A 19,173-nucleotide genomic window follows, 5' to 3' on the forward strand; every position below is an offset into this window, starting at 1 on the left:
GAGTTCTGCTTAAGTTTTCAGCGATTGCCTAAGTTTTGAAACCCCACAGTTGACATAGTTCCGCGCTCTCGAGAGAGTTAAATGGCCTTTGGTCTAGCTAGACCTTGGGCTTGTATATTTTGAGGGGAAATGTCGGGATTTAAGATTTCGACACTATTAGCTCAAGAGGGGAATATACCTTGAGAATTAAAAAGATTGAACTCATTGGTTTCAAATCGTTCAAAGACCGCACGGTCATTCATTTCGATGCCGGTATCACTGGTATCGTAGGACCAAATGGTTGCGGTAAATCCAACATCGTGGATGCTCTTATGTGGGTTATGGGTGACCAGTCCGCTAAGGATCTTCGTGCTTCTCAGATGACAGACGTTATCTTTGGTGGTGCCGAAGGTTATGCACCGTTGGGTATGTGTGAAGTTTCCCTGACGCTTGAAAACGACGGCGGAGCTTTCCCGGCAAAATACATTAAGCACTCTGAAATCATGGTGACTCGTCGTCTGCACAGAAACGGCGAGGGTGAGTACTTCATCAATAAAGAACCTTCTCGTCTTAAGGACTTGCAAGAGATCTTTATGGATACGGGTGCGGGTTCAAAAGGTTTCTCGATCATCGCTCAAGGTATGATCGGTAAGATCATCACTTCGAAACCTGAAGACCGTCGTATGCTTATCGAAGAAGCGGCGGGTATCACCAAGTTCAAAGCTCGTAAAAAAGAATCTCAACGTAAATTGGTTCAAACGGACCAGAACTTGCTTCGTTTGCAGGACATCGTGGGTGAGTTAAAGCGCCAAATCGATTCTTTGCAAAGACAAGCACAACGTGCAGAACGCTATCGTAACATCAAAAACCAAATCGAAGATTTGGATTTGTGGATTTCCACAGCTCAATATGTTGAGCTGGCTCGTGCTGCTGAAGAAGCTCAGGCAATCTTCAATGAAGCACAAAGCATGGAAATCGAAGGTGATGCGAACCTTTCGACTCTTCAAGGTCAATTGGAAGTTTTGAAGCTTCAAATTCTTGAAAAAGAGAAAATGGTTGAAGAGCACCAAACAGTATTCTTCGACAAGCAATCCACTGTTCAAAAGAACGAGATGGAAATCCAAGAGCTTCGTTTCGAAATTGAACAGGCTCGCCGTAATGAGCAAATGACGGGTACGATCCTGCAAGAACAGCAGGCGCGCCAGGAATTACTGGCTCGTGACAAAGCGACTTTGGAAGAACAAATCACAGAACTTAAGGAAGAAGCAGAGACTTTGGCTGCGACTTTCACAGAAAAAAACGACATCTTCCAAAACTTCAACTCTCGTATCGGGACTGTTGATGAAGATTTGACTGTAAAACGCCGTGAGCTATTTGCGGTGGGCCAGTCAGAATCCTCTTTGGATGCTCGTGTGAATTCATTGTCAGCACAAATCGCTGATTTGACAGACCGTCAAGACAACGAACAACAAGTGTTGAATGAACTTCGCGAAAAACAAGTTGAGTTCGAAAGCCGTCGTAAGAAGGTGACGAACGAACTTGATAAAGAACGTCAAATGCAATTGGACCTGGCAAGTGACGCCGATTCTTTCGAAGCCAATAAAAAGATCCTTTCGGATTCATTGGCAGAGAAAAAATTGGAAGTGGAATCATTCAAAGACTCTTTGAATGAGACAGCTTCCCGCCTGTACGGTCTTGAAAACTTGCAAAACAACTTCGAGGGTTTCCAAGAAGGTGTGAAACAAGTGATGTTGTGGCAAAAAACTCGTTCTCAAGAGATGATGGCGGATGGTTCCGTTGTTACTCACTTCCAACCGGTTTCTGAGGTTGTTGAAGTTCCAGCTGAGTACGAAGTAGCTATGGAAGCGGCATTGGGTTCACGCCTGCAAATGCTTTTGTCTTCTGATGCTAATATCGCAGTCGATGCGGTATCTCACTTGAAAGAACAAAAATCAGGTCGTTCAAGCTTCATGTCTGCAAGCGACCAAAATGTTGCCTTTAACAGAGCGCAAGCTCCGATCGGTCAAGATGGCGTTCAAGCGATCTTGAAAGACGTGGTTAAAGCAGCCGATAAATTCCAAAATGCTGTCACTTATATGTTGGACGGTGTTGCGATCGTTGATTCTATCCGTACGGCTTTGAATCTTCGTGCGACATACACTGGTTGGACATTCGTTACTCTTGACGGTGACACTTTGACTGCTGACGGTGTTTTGACGGGTGGTTCTTCTGAATCAGCTGACTCTGGTATGCTTAAACGCCGCCGTGAGATCAAAGAATTGTCAGAGAAAAAAGACGAATACGCCGGCAAACTTCAATTGGCTCAAATGGCTTTGAAAAAAGTTGAAGAGCAATTGAACAATGTTGTGAACGATTTCGAAGGCGCTCAAAAACGCAAAATGGATCAAGAGATCAAAGTTGCGGAATTGAGAAAAGACTTTGAACGCGCTGAAAACGAAGTTCAAAACGCACAAGCTGCGGTTGAACGCCAGGAGCGCGAAGTCAAAAAATTGACTGAGCAGTTAGAGGTTCAAGAACAAAAGAACGAAGAGTTGAGCCAAGCCTTGATCGAAGCTCGCGAGAAGAAAGTTCTTCTTGAGGGTGAAGTTGAGACTTTGAATTCTGAATTGAACTCTGTTCGTCTGGGCTTTGACGGTCTGCAGGCGGAAGTCACTGATCTTCAGGTAAGATCCGCTTCCAAGACTCAAGAATATCAAGGTGTTTTGAGACAGCTTGAAATGGTTACCAAGTCATTGAATGACCTTGAAGCACAACTTGCTCGTATGAGCGAAGAAGCTGAAGGCTACAACTCTCAAATGACCGAGAGCCAAGTGACTTTGGAAGAAAAGAAAATCGAATTCGAACGTCTATTGGATGAAGTTGAGCAATTGAAATTGCAAGCGGCTCGTACAAAGGACGAATACGAAGTGATGTCTGAATCCATCCGCGCGATCGAAGAGGAAGCTAGTTCTTCTCAACGTCTGCGCAATGAAAGACAGCACAAAATGAACGACTCTCAATTGAAGCTTGAACAAGCTAAAATGAAAGAGCAGTACTTGGTTGATTCTATCCGTGAACGTTACATGTTGAACCTTCCGGACGTTATCGAGAAGTACATCAATAAAGAAGGCGACTTCCTGGCTGCTGATGCTCAACTTAAAGATCTTCGCGAGAAATTGGCGAAAATCGGAGAAGTTAACTTGTCAGCGATTGAAGAGTACGAAGAGACAGCTCAACGTTATGAGTTCCTGACGAAACAACACGCAGATTTGACTGAAGCGAAAGAGCAACTTCGTAAAGTTATCGATCGTATCAACAGAATCTGTTCTAAACGTTTCAAAGAGACTTTCGACTTGGTTAACGAGCGTTTCACTCGCGTATTCCCAGTGCTATTCGGCGGTGGTGAAGCGTGGTTGGAGCTGGTTGATGAGACCGAAAAGAACGAAGCGGGTATCGAGATCATCGCACGTCCTCCGGGCAAGAAAACACAAAACGTTTCCTTGATGTCGGGTGGGGAGAAGGCGTTGACTGCGGTTGCGCTGGTATTCTCGATCTTCCTGGTGAAACCATCACCATACTGTTTGCTGGATGAGGTTGATGCTCCACTTGATGACGCCAACGTATTCCGTTTCAATGACTTGGTTCGTGAAATGGCGAAGCGCTCACAAATCATCGTTGTTACTCATAACAAACACACGATGGAAGTGGCGAAGAAACTTTACGGCGTAACTATGCAAGAGCGTGGTGTATCGACGATGGTTTCTGTTTCTCTTCAGGATATTAAGTAGTCCGATAAGAATTTTCAAAAATGAAAACCCAGGTGCAAAACACCTGGGTTTTTTATTTTTCGGGGGGCATAGTTTGGCTCCGTAGTTTGGGGGCTGATGTTTAATTCCTGGAAATTAAGTGCACTGACAGTTGCCTGCGGAATTCTTGTGCAGTAGTTATTTAATCAAAAGATACTCGGGGGTTTTATGTTGGCGGCAGCAAGTGTGCTTGCGATGGTATTGTTTTCTTTGACGGCATTCGGAAATATTAAAAAAGCGGCTCACGCTGACATTTCCATGAAGGTGAATGCAACGACGGCACAAATCAATTTGGAAGAGCCAAGTCGTTTTAAGGTGGGTCAAAAAGTGGGCGTATATCGTGAAGAATGTCGCGGTGGTCGTTACTCGGTTTGTACAAGGGACCGTGTTGGCTTTGCTAAAGTATCAAAAATTCATGATCAAAAATTTGCCGAAGTAACAATGGACAATGTTTACTTCGAAGAGGGCTATGTCATTCAAAATGACTAGACCCGGAGGAATTTGAAAGTTCGATCGGGACATATTTGAAAAATAATAAGAAACTATTTAAATGAAATATCTGATAGTCAGTTCAATAGTTATCTTTTGCCTTGGAATCTGGGTCCGTCATCGTGATGTCAGGATTCGAAAGAACACCACTGTGAATCCCAAGAAGCTTTCCCCAGCACAGGTTGTTTACTCTCTTTGTTTTGCCTATCCATTTTGTGTCCTTTATATATGGTTGGAAAACCTCCTTTAGTCCGGCTGTGGTTGTTTTTGTATTTTAGAACGTTAATAATTAAACCATCTGACTTTTCGATAGAAAACCGGGGCGTTGATGGAATTAAATTATTTGCGTGCATTCTTTGAAGTGGCAAAAGCCGGTAAATTTTCTGAGGCTGCTCAGAAACTCAATATCAGTCAAAGTGCGCTCAGTCGCTCCGTTTCTCTTCTGGAAGAATCTGAAGGTGTCATTCTGTTTGACCGCTCAAAAAGCGGTGTGGCTTTAACTGCCAAAGGCCGCGATGTTTTTCAGTTGTGTGAGGACTTGTTTCGAACTGAAAAAGCGATTGAGAACCTGTGCCGAAATGTGCAGGAAACCTGTGAAGGCCCTTTGAAGTTTGCGGCAACGGATAATGTGGTGAATGACTATTTGATTGAGCCCTTGCATACCTTCCGCAGACAGTATCCCAAGGTTATACCCAGTATCACTTCGGGTTCTCCGGATGATATTATTAATTCCCTGATTCACACGGATAATGAGTTTGCTCTACTGTTTGCCAAGGTGGCGCTTCCCAATATTGAATACCAGAAAATCAGCTCCGAAGTGATGACTCTGGTTTGTAAGCCCGAGATCTGGAAGGAATGCAAATCCTCAAGCAATGAGAAAACCATCAAAAAGATTTTGGAAAAGTATGGCTACCTTTGTTCGATTGGCGCTTTGCAAAGCACGCGACCGAAGCGGGTTGTGATGGAGTTATTTGGTGAAATGCCCCAAGTCGGACTCGAGATGAACAGCCAGGAAGCGCAGAAGCGCTTCTGTCTTTCGGGGGAGGGGTTTGCTTATCTGACCCGTTTCATGGTTGAGGATGAAATCAAAAAAGGTATGCTATTTGAGGTGCCGGTTGATAACCCACATGAATTCAATTTGTGGCTGGCTTATCGCAAAGGTCGTCAGCTGAGTCTGACTTCAAGAACCTTTATTGAGCACGTAACCAAGTACGTTGAAGGGCACCTGTAAAAGACGTTAACACCAAGTAGCTCCTTAGCTGGGGGCTGGTTCGATTTCGCGGTGGCTGATTCCTTGCTTGGATAAGCCCTGATATGAAAATGAAAGCTTTCTGGCCGGGTATCCTGGCACTAACACTATTAATGACGGTGGGACCTGCACATGCGGTAAAGCACATGTGCACGCATATATTTGATCCCAAGTTTGATAGTGAGGCGGCTCTGGCTCCTCAATCAGAGGCCTATGCTAAATTCATCAAACAACACGTATCGACGAATAAAGTTCTAAGCGCGATGGAGCGCTATCAAAAACTTATGGGTTTTGAAGTGATCGATCAAAAAGGGGAATCCCTGGATCTGGTCAAAGTTCGTTTTGCCAAGCTTTCACAAAAACAAAAAGAAGAAATGATGACGTTGGTTAAAGACGTCTATGTGGATGTGAAACTGCTTAAATACTCCAAAGACGGCCCGGTGAAATTTTTCAAGCGCCACTTGGATATGATGGTTTCCGAGTATCTGAATGTGCGCAGCTGGTTCAAATATATGATCACAGAGCGCCAGGCTCCGATCGACAAGGCTATGGATCTTTATTTTAAACGTATTCAGGAATTAACGGATGCACCGATTATTTTGGAAGGTTCTGATGTTCTGTATACGGCTTTACGTTTGCAGGATAAGTTCTTGCAGCAACAGAAGTTGCCGGGACCGATCGTGATCTATGGAAGCTTTGCTAATGGCAAAGCCTATGAGAAGACCAGTGATTTGGATTATGGTGTAGTTGATGCCCGCACCGAACAGGTCATTCGTGAAACAGACACCTTGAAGATGCTTGAGGAGTTCCCATTTTCAGATGCACAGGCACATTTGATTCAACCCAAGCAGATTCAGGGCTTGGGGTATATGAACCCTGTGGTTGTGATCGTAAAAGACAAATTCATCGAAGTTCGTGTCTATGGCAGCGGTCCGGAGAAGGCACATCTTAAAGGCAAAGTTCCCTTTGATGTCTATTACTTCTAATTAGAACCGGGCTGTTAAATACGCTTGCGGCCCGAGGTATTCGTAATTGAATTCGCCATTCCATTTCTTTCCGTCCACTTCAACCCCAATGTAAAACCAGTTCAGCGCAGCTCCGACACCCACGTATGTTGAGAACCACCACTCCGTATTGGCTGCGGCGCTGAGGATATTGCCCTGCATGTCCATTCCCGAAGCCGCGATCTTGTAAGCGAAGGCTCCAACATTGGTTCCCACCGACCAATTGGGTGTGATCATATATTTTAAATCGAGACCCAGAAGAGGAAGGGGAGCATTGGCCGCGGCCGTGGCCTCCCGCGAGGTGCTGATCGGACTTAAGGAGACGCTCCCGTTCAGTTTCAAATTAATTTGCGACCATTGCACGCCGGCCCCGGCAGAAACTTCCCAATCTGGGGTTTTAATGAATGCATAAGACCACGCAATCGGAATAATCGTGAAAGTAAACTTGCTCGAGAGATCCGCTCCCACGGGATAGATCTGATCACCAATTTGAATCTGTCGATCGATTGTTTTATTTCCGGTGCGACTAAAGTTGAAAACATCCAGAGTGAGTTTATTACGCTCAGACATGCGCCACATAACGGAGCCTCGGATCGTGGTTTCCTCGACATCGATGCCGAGATCCCTTTCCAGATTCACTTCATCCCCGCGACCCAGTCGTTCGTTATTCACCCGCAGTGTGGTGTCGAAGGATGGTAAAAAGTAGCCCAGCTTAAAAACGAATTCCTCATCTCCTTGAGAGGGCAGTGCATGACTTTGTGAGGAATAAAGAAACAGAAGTGGCAGGAAAAGAACTGGGACATAGTGTTTGAACCGCTTCATGACAATCCTTTGGTTTGTCTGAATATTTCCCCTTAAAGGTAGCGGCAGTTCAATATGTGATTGAGCAGGAAAAACAAGCAAAGCCCCACGCGGCGTCCGACTTCCTGCGGGGCTTTGCCTGTCTTAACAGGTTTATTTCACATATTCGATGAGAGCATCGTCAGAGAAACGGACCTTTTTAAGATTTTGAAAAGAGTCTTCTGCGTGACGATATCCTAATGTAACGGTGGCAATCGACTTCCAACCGCTGCCTTCCAGTTTAAGAATACGGTCGTAATCTGAAGGACTGAAGCCTTCCATGGGTGTTGTGTCAATTTTTAACAAGGCGGCAGTCTCAAGCAAGAAGCCCATGGCGATATAGGCCTGTCGTTGTGACCAGGTTCTGATTTTTTCTTCCGGAGCCTTTACCACATTATTGATCAACATCTCTTTATATCCGTTCAAGGATTCAAGAGGGGCACCCCTAACTTCGGCAACGCGATTTATGTATTTTTGCACAAAGGCTTCATCGATAGTGTCGCGATAGAGCAGAACAATTTGATGGCTTGCATCTGTGATTTGCGATTGATTCCAGGAAACGGGTTTTAACTCTTCGCGAACCTGAGGATTTTCCACCACGAGAAACTTCCACGGTTGAATGCCGTAAGAGGACGGAGCCAGTTTTAAAGACTCAAGCAGGGTGTTTAGGTCTTTGTCTGAGATTTTTTTGTTCGGGTCGAATCTTTTAACTGCATAGCGCCACTCGAGGGCCTCTTGGATCTGTTTATTAGCCATGGATTGGACTCCTTTTAAATGTATCCAACATAGATACAATATGAACCTGACGGAATTTAATTGCAACAATAAAACGCACATTTAAAGCGAATAATCCTCAAAGAGACGATTAAATCTGTTTTAAAGGGTCTTGTTGCTGCCCATTGTTTCTTTTTGCAGCATCAGCTATAATGGACGCATGCTTGATCAAAGATTTTCAGTATCAGTACATATTATGACGGTTCTTAGCTACCACAAAGGTGAGCTGATGACCTCTGAAGTCCTGGCCTCAAGCATTCGCACCAACCCCACAGTGATTCGTCGCCTATTGGCAAAGTTGGTGGAAGCCGGCTTGGTTGAAAGCTTCAAAGGGAAAGCCGGGGGAGTGCGCCTGAACGACAAGTGTAAAGAGATCACGCTTAAAGATATCTACATGGCAGTTTCAGGAAAACCTCTTTTAAATACTCCGGATAAAGAACCTTTAAAACAATGTGCTGTATCGTGCGCGATGAAAAAAATCATGTGCGATATCTCATCGGGCCTTGAGAATCATTCGATGTCTTACCTAAGCAAAATCAAACTTGCTGACCTGACGCAAAAAGTATAACCGCGTGATGACTGAACAAGAGAAGCAGGAAATTGAAAGACTTCACAACGAAGCCTGTAATCAAGGGAAGCTTTTTTATATTGACCCCAAAACGGGCTATCAGGTTTTTACAAAACTCAATCATCTAAAAAGAGGACACTGTTGCAACTCCGGTTGCCGCCATTGCCCTTACAGAGAAAATAAGCAGGCAGAAAATTAGATTTTCTGCCCTTTCGCAATCACAGCATAAGATACAAATCGCTCCACAAACTTTCACTCGTGAGATGAATTTGCCGGGGAAACGTGCATAAACTGTTGAAACGAGTGAACTGTTGGCAGTCTCACGTAACTGGACGAATGTGCATAATCATTAACCGAAAATTCGAACAATAGTGCCCTAGACCACCACTGGTGGAATACAAATAGACATTTTCGACTCAATAAAGGTCGTGATTTCTCGAATTGATACACCCACTCGTATTTACTCCCTGCTAAGCTTTTATCTGCAAGGTGGGGTGTGTTTGTTATGGCGTTCAATTATGAAAAACACAAAAGTAGCCATTCCGAAGACAGCTTCTGGACATCATATTCAGACTTGTTCCTGGGACTCAGTACGATCTTTCTACTATTATATGTAGTGGCGAGTCTGAGAACGGGAACTGATGCGCTCAGAGGCCAAATCGAGAATCAAAAGCTATCGATGCAAGTCGAAGAATTACAACATCAGCTCAAAATGTATGAGTCGGTGAAGAATGACTATTTGGCGAATCAAGCGTCAAAAGACGAGGCTCAGGAATACCAGGAGTTGATGGATAAGCTGACTCTTTTGCAAGAGGATGCGAAATCGGAAAAAGACAAGCTGGTGCAACAGGCTTTGGAAAACGACAAAAAGGCCAAAGCACTTAATAAGTATCAGCAGATGGTGCGCAACGTGATGAATGCCAACAAGATGGCGAAATCCAAGATCATCAATCGTGACGATTTGATCAAGGATCAGGACGTTGAAATTGCTGACCAGGAAGTTGAGATCAAGGATTTGAATCAGGATATTCAGCACAAACAACAGTTGATCGCCCAGGGCGAAAAGCAGATTGCTGACACTGAACAGTCGTTGCAGCGTCGGATGAATGAACTCCGCTACGCTTATAAGCAAAACAAACTGAATAAAACGAAATTTGAACAGCAGATGGCTGCGGCAAAAGCGGATGCGAATTCCAAGATCAATGGACTTAGCAATGCCAATGCTCAGTATCAAGCGCAGTTGCAGGAAGCCAACGATCAGTTGGGACAAACTCAATCTGACCTGAGCAAAACCAAAGGAATGCTGGCACAGAAAGAGGGCGAAGCCCGTGGCTTGCAAGGTCAGTTGGGTGAAGCCAAAGGACAGCTGGGTAAAACGCAAAGCGAATTGGCCAGCACTCGCGGTGCTTTGTCACAGACTTCCGGTCAATTGGCAGCCACCCAAGGCGAACTTGGACAAACGAAAGGTCAACTGGGTCACTTGAAAGGCAAAGTTGGCGAACTTGAAGGGGAGCTGGGAGCTACCAAAGGGGCATTGGGTTCCGCAAAAGGACAATTGGCCGCTGCACAAGGAGAACTTGGGCAGGCAAAGGGTCAGTTGGGTAACCTGAAAGGCCAAGTGGGCAATCTGCAAGGTCAGGTTGGTAACTTGAAAGGCCAACTGAATGCGACGGAGGGACAACTGGCAACAGCTCGTGCCGAAATTGAAGCGCGTAAAGCTGTGGCGAATGAAATCAGCAAGGGTTTTGCAAAAGCCGGTATCAAAGCTGAAATCGACGGTCAGACGGGCGATGTCGTTTTGGATTTCGGTCAGCAATACTTTGATTCTGACTCGGACAGATTGAAACGTGAAATGAAGGGTGTGATCGAAAAAGCCATGCCGATTTACTCGCGCTCGCTATTCGGCAATCCGAAAATCTCTGACAAGGTTTCAGCAGTTGAGATCGTGGGTTTCGCTTCTCCTACGTATCAAGGTCGTTTCATCGACCCGAACAGCAGTAAGCCAGGTGATAAAGAAGCATTGAAATACAACATGGATCTTTCATATCGTCGTGCGAAGTCGATCTTCAACTATATGTTGGACGAAGACAACGTGCGCTTTGAACATCAAAAACAATTGATGGGATTGATGAAAGTCTCAGGACGAAGCTTCCTGGAGGTCATGAAAGTTCAGAATCGAGGCGTGGCGACAGCTGCCGAGTTCTGTAAGCAAAATGACTGTAAAAAAGCTCAGCGGGTAATTATCCGCTTCAGCATGGATCAAAAGAAATAAAAGGGGTGGGACGTGAATAAGGCTGCTTTAGCTCAATATTTTATCCTGGGACTGCCATATGCAATGGGTGTGGTGTTCTTGCTGGGATTGTTTTTCCGCGGAGTTATTTACTTCACGGTTCGTCGTCATGAATGGTTTGCGATCGAGTTTGAAAAACGCGTGAATCGCTACATGCACGCCGAAGTGCCGGGCAAAGTGAAAGACGTGTCTTTCTATGTCCTGTCCAAGCGTATGCTGGAAAGAACATACTACGAAATTTTTGAAGTTCGCGATCGTATGAAGCGCCGTAAGCCGGACTCTGTGATGGCGGGCAGTGATCGTATCTTTTTGATCCGTCAGGGCTGTGCTTGGCTGGTAAAAGATATTCTGAAGCAATTGAAGTTCTTGAAGTGGACGGAAGGCACGCCTAAGTTGATCAATATCACAAAAGCGACGTTCCAGCACAATCCGTGCTTCAACCGTGTGTTTGGTATCTTCCCTATGTCAGGTTTGAATGACCTGATCAGCTTGCTTCCGGGTTTATTCGTTATCGGGGGGATCCTCGGGACCTTCGTCGGTATCGCCGGCGGTCTTCAGGAGCTGGGTACGATGAACATGCAGGACCTTGAAGGCACGAAAAACATCATGGACCGCTTCCTTCATGAGATTTCCTTCGCAATGGGAACATCCATTGCTGGTATCGTGTTCTCGCTTTTATCTCATATTACAAATACGATGTTCAGCCCGGACCGCTCTTATGTGGCTATGGTGGATCGTTTCGAAAGTGCCCTTGATCAATTGTGGTACCGTGCCGATAACAATGATTATCCGGATCACGAAAAACCATTTGATGAACACCGCGATGCTGTTGAGGCTTTGGCCGAAGATGCTCTGAACAAAGAGATCGGCAAAGCTCCGACGGTGCAACGGGGGGCTTAGTCCTCGAGTGAGGGCTCAGTCAGGAGCTAGTTAGATTTGACAAAGTTTACGGTAACCATCCACAGGAAGGATCAATCGATCACCAAAGAGGTGATGAAGGATTCCTTTACCATTGGTCGTTCCTTGGATTGTGACCTGTCTCTAAATGATACGCACGTCAGCCGCGTGCATCTAGTCGTGAACCGCCGTTGGAACCAGATCTGGATCGAAGATAAGAACTCCTCCAACGGCACCTTCTTAAACAGCAACAAAATGGTTCAAGGAACCCCGGTGAATGTGACCAGCAACGATCGCATTCAGCTGGGTCGTTCTGACTTTATCCTGGTGATTGACCTGGAGACCGATGATGTTCACCCGCCGATGCCGGAATTGGAACCAGAAGCTGTTCCTGAAGTTCCCGCTCAGGTGATGACAGCACCTCGGACCTCAGCTGAAGCATCTGGTGAAAAAACCGGACACGAAGACACCGTTGCAATGCCAGCCCCGGCAATGGCGCCATTTCAGGCCGAAAAGATTCTCCATGATGCGAAAAGAGCAGCAGCTCAGATCGTGCTTGAAGGGGAGAAGCAGGCCGAGAAACGCACACAGGCTATTTATCAAAAGGCCCGTGATTCCCAGGCACAGGCGGAAATCTTCTATCAAACTCGCATCGCGGAAGCGCATAAAGAGGCGGATGCAATTCTTGCGGACTATCAACGTCAAGGGCATCAACTGCTTCATGATGCGCGTAATATGGCGCAGGAACTCCGTGAGGAAGTCGATGTCTATGTGCAAAGCCTTCGTCAAAAGGCCAAAGCCGATGTCGAGGAAATTGTCTCAGAAGCGACTTTGAATTCTGAAAAACTGAAAACCGATGCGCTGGAGCACGCCCGTGTGACTGCGCAAAACGAAAACGCGGCTTCCATTCGCGATGCGAAAGAAGAAGCGGTTCGAATTATTGAATTCGCACGCATGCAGGCCCAGCAGACGCATGAGCAGCTGGTCGGTGTGAAAGATGACCTGCTTAAAAACTCAAGTGCACTGGCGGTTATCAAGGAAGATCTGGAAACCGCACGTTCGGCTTTGGCTAAGACCCTGGCTGACACAACAGAGCTTAAAGAGACTTCTGAGAAACAGTACAGTGACCTGCAGGCAAAGTCCCAGGCGGAACTGCGCGCGATCACTGAAAAGGTGGCGGCTCAGAATACAGCTCTTGAGGCCTTGCAAAAGTCCATCGACGAAAGCTCCAAGAAAAGTCAGTCCACAGAGGACAGTCTTAAGAAGCTTCAGGGCAAACAGGCGAACCTGGAATTTGAAGTCAGCGATATCGAAAACAAAAAGAATCATCTGTTCAAAGAATTTGACGCCCAGAAGATTTTCCTGAACGAGAAATTGGAAAAGGAAAAATCCCAGATCGCCCGCAGTGAAGAGGAGCGACTGGAGGAAATGCGTTTGGAGATGGCAAACCGCCTTTCCAAAATGGAGCAGGATCTGGTTGAAGATATCATGACCAAAAAAGCGGGCATGATCAGAGACATCCACATGGCTATCGAAAAAGAAGTCGTGCAAGTGCTGGATGTGAGCGAGTGGAATAAAATCAACGACAAAGTTCAGCAGCAAGTCACAGAGGCTGTCGAAGGCCGCGTGTCTTCGATTTCGCAAAACTCTGTCACTGTGTCAAAACCCGCAGACATCGTAAAGAAACGTAAAAACGAAAAAGTGCGCTGGATCACGACGGGCCTGACTGCAGGCGCCTTGGGGCTGTTTGTCGCGCAGATCGGTTACGACATTGTTCGCAAGGATTCAAATCCTTTGCAGACCCGTGCCCAACAGGAAGCCGTTGCGCGCGCCCAGGATCTGGAGCGCCGTCGCTTTAATCCTCAACAAACGGAAGAGATCAAAGACACCTATACAGATGCTGTGATCTATACGAGCAACTTCAGCCAAATTTATCTGGATAATGATTTTCAGCAAAGACTGTATAAGAGTGCTTCCCAATATCTGCTAAAAACATGGCGTATTGATGAGGATAAATCCTTGCAGGTATTGGCCGCTGCCAACGCCTTGGTTAAGGAGCTTCAGGATCGTCGTAATAAAATTCATCCGGATTTTGTAAAAGACGGCATCGAAAAAATGCATACCCTGGAAAAAGAGAACATGAACCGCATGAAAGACATTCTGGGTTCAGAAGTCCGTCTTGAGTCCTTCAGACGTTTCGAAAAGAACTTCTATAAAGAAGAAGTCGACCGGAAAATCGTTCAGCATTAGCTGAACGATCGAGAATCGATAATGGAAAATTGAAAATAGACGAAAAGGCTGCTTTAGGCGGCCTTTGCTCTTTTGCCTAGGACTATGATGTTGAGGTGAGCTACGTCGTTTTCGACATCAGTGGCTTGGGATTGGATTTCTGTTGAGGTCGTGGCGATCTGTTCAGCAGAGGCTGCGTTGGTTTGCGAAGACTGATCGAGGTCGGTCATGGCCTTGTTGATTTGTTGCAGTCCTGTGGCCTGCTGGGAGCTGGCTTCGGCGATCTCGAAGTTGATGTCTGTCACTTTTTTTACTGAACTTACGATTTCGGCAAGTACGGATCCTGATTTGTCGGCCATTTGCGTGCCGTTATCAATTTTACTGACGCTTTCGTGGATCAAATCAGAGATGTCTTTGGCAGCCGACGCAGATCTTTGCGCAAGTCCGCGGACGGCATCCGCCACAACGGCAAAGCCTTTGCCTTGTTCACCAGCGCGCGCGGCTTCGACCGCAGCATTCAGGGCCAGCAGATTTGTTTGAAAGGCAATATCATCAATGACTGAAGTGATTTCTTCGATGCGTTTTGAGGATTGCGAGATGTCTTTCATTGATCCAATCAAATGCTTGATTTCTTTTTCACCACGCTCCGCCGACTGATAAGAAGCCTGGGACAGGCGGGCTGCTTCTTTGGCATTGTTGGAATTCATTTGAACCATCGAGTTCATCTCTTCCAGGGACGCCACAGTTTCCTCCAGGGATGCTGCTGCTGAAGTGGAGGAGTGTGAAAGCTGTGTGCCGGCCTTTGAAAGCTGTTCGATGGATTCGCGAACCTGCTGTCCTGTTTTCGCCAGTTCTGCCGAAACACCGGAAACTTTTTTGACGATGTATTCAGACATCAGGAATGTAATAACAAAAAGTATCAGAGTTGAAATGACGCTGGTCCATATATTGGCGCTTTTAAGTTCGGCATAGTCGGCTTTGGTTTTCGCACTTTGCTCTTTGCCGTAGGTTTTGTAGTAATTCACGACTTTGTCAGAATATGTGGAAAGGGCCACGCCGATTTCCAGATAACGGTGATCCATGTCGTAGGTTGCCGCAGCCAGGGACTCCGGAGTTCCTGTTTTGATGTTGTTTGCGATCTTGTAAAAGACCTGATCATATTCGGGCATCAGGGATTTTATTTTAGGGAATTCCTCTTTTTCAAATCCGACAAAAGGAATGGTGGAATAGGTTTCAATATTGGCTACCAGATTCTTGTATTCGCTGATGGCTTTATCCACGTTGGCCAGGCGCAACTCTTGATTTTGCGAGTGAACGACGGCGGACCAAAACCACTGTCTTGAGGCATTGCGGGATTTACGGAGGCAGCAGTGCTAAGAACAGTAATTTGCCACGAATACCAGACCAAAACTTTCTAAACATGGTGAACTCCGATTGATTAACTTTTCGGAAGGTCCTAACGATAGTTAATAAAACATGACCGGTTTTTAACAGGTGCTTAACAACACTAGACATAGGTTTTGCGCGTTGTGTAAATTCAGTAATGCTGCTGGTCAATGGTCAGAGGGTTTCCCAGTCTGGCAAATATAAGTTAAAACGCGCCCTGTATTCCGAGGAGGACCTATGTCAGCAGGGCATGCATCACAAATTGAAATTCTATTGGGCTTGGTGGCTTTACTGTTCTTTGTGATCTTCGGAGCGATCATTCTTAGTGTCGTAAAAAAATCCCGTGCCGAGAACAAGCAACTTGAAGAAGCACAGCCTGAGCTGACTCATGAACCAAAAATGGAAATGCCAACAATGGCGGCGGAAGAACCAGTTCTGGCGCACATTGATTCCACCGGCCATGTTGTGTCTGATATGGAAGCTGTGGATCTCGCGGCTGCACTTAGAAAGACCGAAGAAAATCTTTTCGGCCGTATCCGCAGCCTGTTCAAATCTGACGCTAACAAACAGCATTTGGATGATATCGAAGAGATTCTTTATACCAGTGATCTGGGGCCAGCGACGGTGCAACGCCTAATGGGCGCATTGCAGGAGAAGCTTTCCCGCAAAGAGCGCGCAGATTACGACACTGTTCGCGATGCCTTGAAAGAGGAAATAAAAAACATCTTCGCGGGTTCTCATTCCTCAGCACCGACCGCAGGAATTCTATCCAAAATTAACTTCGCAGAATCCGGTCCAACAGTTCTGATGATCGTTGGCGTGAACGGTGCGGGTAAAACGACTTCCATAGGTAAAATTTCAGCCCAACTGGCGGCCGAAGGTAAGAAGGTTCTGGTTGCAGCCGGGGATACATTCCGTGCGGCAGCCGGTGGTCAATTGAAGGTTTGGACAGATCGCGCACAAGTGGAGATCTTTTCGCCGGAGGGTGTGACAGATCCAAGTGCGGTGGCGTTTGATGCTGTGGCGAAAGGCAAAGCACAAAACTACGATGTGGTGATCGTGGATACTGCAGGTCGCTTGCATACCCAGGCAAATTTGATGGAAGAGATCAAAAAAATGAAGCGTGTGATGACCAAGGTTATTCCCGAGGCACCACATGAAACCTTGATTGTATTGGATGCCAATTCCGGTCAAAACGCCCTGATGCAAGCCAAGGAATTCCACAGCACACTGGAATTAACTGGAGCAGTCCTGACAAAAATGGATGGGACTGCCAAAGGTGGCGTGGCCGTGGGCCTTGCTCAAGAGCTGCAAATTCCAATTAAGTTGATCGGTGTTGGGGAGCGTATCCAGGATCTTCGCACGTTCTCGGCGCAGGAATTTGTGGATTCCTTATTCCAGGCACATATTTAAATATCTGCTTTGATCGAGTCTGACATTCTTTGAATTTCGTCAGACTCGTAGATGAACTGTCCTGCATTGAAATTTAAAATCGACAGAGCCATTGCTTTTGCCACATCGGTCGCAGCAATGGCTTTGTACTTTTTAAGAGGCCCGATCATCAAAGCATTCATGACGGGACTCAGTTTTTGCATCAGCCCTTCGCCAGCGCGCTTTTCTTTGCGATCACCCAGCAAGAGGGACGGTCTGAAGATCTCGATCTGAGGGATGGATAGCTTTCTAAGATCGCGCTCCATTTCGCCTTTTACGCGGTTATAGAAGATCGATGAACCAGCATCAGCGCCCATCGCTGAGATCACGATGAATTTCTGGGCTTGGGCCTTTTCAGCGACTTTCGCAAACTCCATCACATAGTCATAATCAACCTTGCGGAAGGCTTCCTGGCTGCCGGCAACCTTGATGGTCGTACCCAGGCAGCAAACAAAGGTGTGAGCTTTTAATGAAGAACCCTGACTTGCGAGTTTGTCGAAGTCCAAGAGGACGGTTTCCACTTTTGCGGGAAAGCGGCCCACGGGTTTGCGGGATACGACAGTCACGTGACCCACGTGTTCTATGTTCGCCAAAAGCAAAAGGAGCTCGTTACCCACGAGCCCCGTTGCGCCAGTCATGCAAATGTCAGTCGGGAAATTCATCCCTAGTAGATTACATTAGGCGGGTAGTGATAGCCAGTGGCTTTTAGGTGTTCAGGAACAGTTGTTCTGAAATCAATAAGTCCGCTGATTTTAACTTTGCCCTTAACAATGCGTGCATCCGGATGTTGATAGTCAATGAAGCGACCTTCATCCACCAGGAAGTAACCACGGAAGTTCGTTGGTTCTTTGGATTTACCGGCGTCAATACGGTAACGGTCGCCGGATTTGCCAGAACTTGCAGAGTTTTTGTAGTTCAATTGGTAAGCTGTTGGGTATTGATCAACCATGTAGCTGCCTTGTTCAAGGAAGTTTTGACCTTGAATCACAGGGATCGCTTTGTTGATGATGTTCGTTGCATCCGCACTCAAACCGCCGGATTTCTGTGCTCCATCCGTCAATAGGATGTAGTCCCAGCGCATTGGGTTGTTGTAGTTGTCGCGGTAGCGAGTCAGTGGAATCACGCTGTCGTCAGACAAAATGACCTGACGTTCGCGAGTCGATTCACGCGCATAAACACGGTAGATGTCAGTGCCTACTGGCAGATTTTCGCGCAAGAACGCGATCGCGCGATTTTCAAGGCGTGTGCAACCATGGGAACCTGGGTTTGAGAACATGTTCATGAAGAAGCCACGAGTGATGTCGATAGCATCAGAGCCATCAACACCCCAGCCAATTGTTCCGTGCATCCACTGGCTATTAACGCCATTGACGTCATCAGCAGGGGAAAGCTTTGCCGCGTACCAACCGAAAGCACCGTAAACAGTGTCTTTGCCGTTTTTCTCGGTCAACCATTTGCGGGAGCCAATTACGCGGGAAGAGTTTTTGGAGATTGGTTTTGGAATTGTCTTAAGATCCTGACCAGCTGTGTACCAGCTTGGGTAGGTTTGCATACCATCAGAGTAAAACTTCACCCAAGTGGCAATGCGCGAGTGACCCAACCAGGTCATGTAAGCATAACGATCAGATTTAGTGCCTTCTTCGTTACGGCCCACAACCATGTCAGATTCCATCACAAGTTTGTGTGGGCAACCAGGGTAGGTCGTGCAACGTTCATAAACACGGGTTTTTTCTGTCGCTACGTTTTGAATGACAAAGTATTTCAAAACAGGCGCAGTGAAAGGTTTCTCAGACAAATAGTCTTTGGAAACAAACAATTGCGGAGCGATGTTCGTTGGAACAGATTTGGATTTAATCAATCGGATTTGAACCAATGGAGTGCTGCCATCCAAAGTGCTGATCACAGTCACTTCGTCGTTCATGGAAAGTTGACCGACAATGTTTCCTGCAGCAGTTGAATTTGAACTGCGAAGATTCAAGTTATCAGCTGCGATGTAATATGTTTTTCCAACTGTAAGCTGATTTTTTTCAACAGCAGCAATTTGCACCTGAGCTGATGCCTGAGAAATTGCAAATGCGTTGAGTGTCATTGTGGCAACTAGCAAGCTGAATGCAAATTTGCCGCGATTTTTACCAAGAATGTTATTCATGGATTGTTCTCCCCCGTGTGACCTGCATTAATTACAAACTGGCGTCGTCATATCACAAACTAGGGATGTGGGCGTCTGAAAT

15 protein-coding genes are annotated in these 19,173 nt (G+C 46.2%); 10 read left to right on the top strand and 5 right to left on the bottom strand.

Going from position 1 to position 19,173, the window contains the following annotated elements; all coding sequences use genetic code 11:
• Window positions 1–179: 179 nt before the first annotated feature.
• From smc to AAAA73_RS02970, 4 genes are all read left to right on the top strand, one after another.
• Window positions 180–3,767 carry a chromosome segregation protein SMC gene (gene smc / locus AAAA73_RS02955; RefSeq protein ID WP_340596669.1) on the top strand — a complete coding sequence of 1,196 codons (3,588 nt, stop codon included), beginning with the start codon at window positions 180–182 and terminating at the stop codon, window positions 3,765–3,767.
• Window positions 3,768–3,953: 186 nt separating this feature from the next.
• A complete protein-coding gene (locus tag AAAA73_RS02960; protein ID WP_340596670.1) occupies window positions 3,954–4,274 on the top strand; it encodes a hypothetical protein in 321 nt (106 codons plus the stop codon).
• Window positions 4,275–4,602: 328 nt separating this feature from the next.
• Entirely contained in the window at window positions 4,603–5,505 is a 903-nt protein-coding gene (locus AAAA73_RS02965; RefSeq protein ID WP_340596671.1) for a LysR family transcriptional regulator, read from the top strand.
• A gap of 83 nt (window positions 5,506–5,588) precedes the next feature.
• A complete protein-coding gene (locus AAAA73_RS02970) occupies window positions 5,589–6,509 on the top strand; it encodes a hypothetical protein (RefSeq protein WP_340596672.1) in 921 nt (306 codons plus the stop codon).
• Here AAAA73_RS02970 and AAAA73_RS02975 read toward each other — a convergent pair whose 3' ends face one another.
• Together AAAA73_RS02975 and AAAA73_RS02980 are read right to left on the bottom strand one after the other, a co-directional pair.
• Window positions 6,510–7,349 carry a hypothetical protein gene (locus AAAA73_RS02975; RefSeq protein ID WP_340596673.1) on the bottom strand — a complete coding sequence of 280 codons (840 nt, stop codon included), beginning with the start codon at window positions 7,347–7,349 and terminating at the stop codon, window positions 6,510–6,512.
• A gap of 132 nt (window positions 7,350–7,481) precedes the next feature.
• Window positions 7,482–8,123 (bottom strand): NAD(P)H-dependent oxidoreductase, encoded by a 642-nt coding sequence (locus tag AAAA73_RS02980; protein ID WP_340596674.1) that lies wholly within the window; start codon window positions 8,121–8,123, stop codon window positions 7,482–7,484.
• A 178-nt stretch (window positions 8,124–8,301) separates the two neighbouring features.
• Between AAAA73_RS02980 and AAAA73_RS02985 the strand changes: the two genes are divergently transcribed.
• From AAAA73_RS02985 to AAAA73_RS03000, 5 genes are all read left to right on the top strand, one after another.
• Window positions 8,302–8,709: an Rrf2 family transcriptional regulator gene (locus AAAA73_RS02985; RefSeq protein ID WP_340596675.1), complete on the top strand. Its 408-nt coding sequence runs from the start codon at window positions 8,302–8,304 to the stop codon at window positions 8,707–8,709.
• 7 nt (window positions 8,710–8,716) lie between these two features.
• A complete protein-coding gene (locus tag AAAA73_RS17400; protein WP_445292021.1) occupies window positions 8,717–8,908 on the top strand; it encodes a DUF5522 domain-containing protein in 192 nt (63 codons plus the stop codon).
• Window positions 8,909–9,325: 417 nt separating this feature from the next.
• Window positions 9,326–10,981, top strand: a complete 1,656-nt coding sequence (locus tag AAAA73_RS02990) for a microtubule-binding protein (RefSeq protein ID WP_340596676.1) — start codon at window positions 9,326–9,328, stop codon at window positions 10,979–10,981.
• 12 nt (window positions 10,982–10,993) lie between these two features.
• Window positions 10,994–11,899, top strand: a complete 906-nt coding sequence (locus AAAA73_RS02995) for a hypothetical protein (protein ID WP_340596677.1) — start codon at window positions 10,994–10,996, stop codon at window positions 11,897–11,899.
• A gap of 36 nt (window positions 11,900–11,935) precedes the next feature.
• Window positions 11,936–14,146 carry an FHA domain-containing protein gene (locus tag AAAA73_RS03000; protein ID WP_340596678.1) on the top strand — a complete coding sequence of 737 codons (2,211 nt, stop codon included), beginning with the start codon at window positions 11,936–11,938 and terminating at the stop codon, window positions 14,144–14,146.
• Between the two features lie 53 nt (window positions 14,147–14,199).
• On the opposite strand, the gene AAAA73_RS03005 is transcribed toward AAAA73_RS03000, so the two are convergent.
• Window positions 14,200–15,420: a methyl-accepting chemotaxis protein gene (locus AAAA73_RS03005; RefSeq protein ID WP_340596679.1), complete on the bottom strand. Its 1,221-nt coding sequence runs from the start codon at window positions 15,418–15,420 to the stop codon at window positions 14,200–14,202.
• A 328-nt stretch (window positions 15,421–15,748) separates the two neighbouring features.
• On the opposite strand from AAAA73_RS03005, the gene ftsY reads away from it, so the two are divergent.
• Window positions 15,749–16,924, top strand: coding sequence for a signal recognition particle-docking protein FtsY (gene ftsY, locus AAAA73_RS03010; protein WP_340596680.1), 1,176 nt, complete (start codon window positions 15,749–15,751; stop codon window positions 16,922–16,924).
• Here the strand turns inward: ftsY and AAAA73_RS03015 are convergent.
• Window positions 16,921–17,604 (bottom strand): NAD(P)H-binding protein, encoded by a 684-nt coding sequence (locus AAAA73_RS03015; RefSeq protein ID WP_340596681.1) that lies wholly within the window; start codon window positions 17,602–17,604, stop codon window positions 16,921–16,923. The genes ftsY and AAAA73_RS03015 overlap by 4 nt on opposite strands.
• A 2-nt stretch (window positions 17,605–17,606) precedes the next feature.
• Window positions 17,607–19,091, bottom strand: a complete 1,485-nt coding sequence (locus tag AAAA73_RS03020) for a hypothetical protein (RefSeq protein WP_340596682.1) — start codon at window positions 19,089–19,091, stop codon at window positions 17,607–17,609.
• Window positions 19,092–19,173: the final 82 nt, after the last annotated feature.

It is taken from the genome of Bdellovibrio sp. GT3 (genome assembly GCF_037996765.1).
Taxonomy (GTDB): domain Bacteria; phylum Bdellovibrionota; class Bdellovibrionia; order Bdellovibrionales; family Bdellovibrionaceae; genus Bdellovibrio.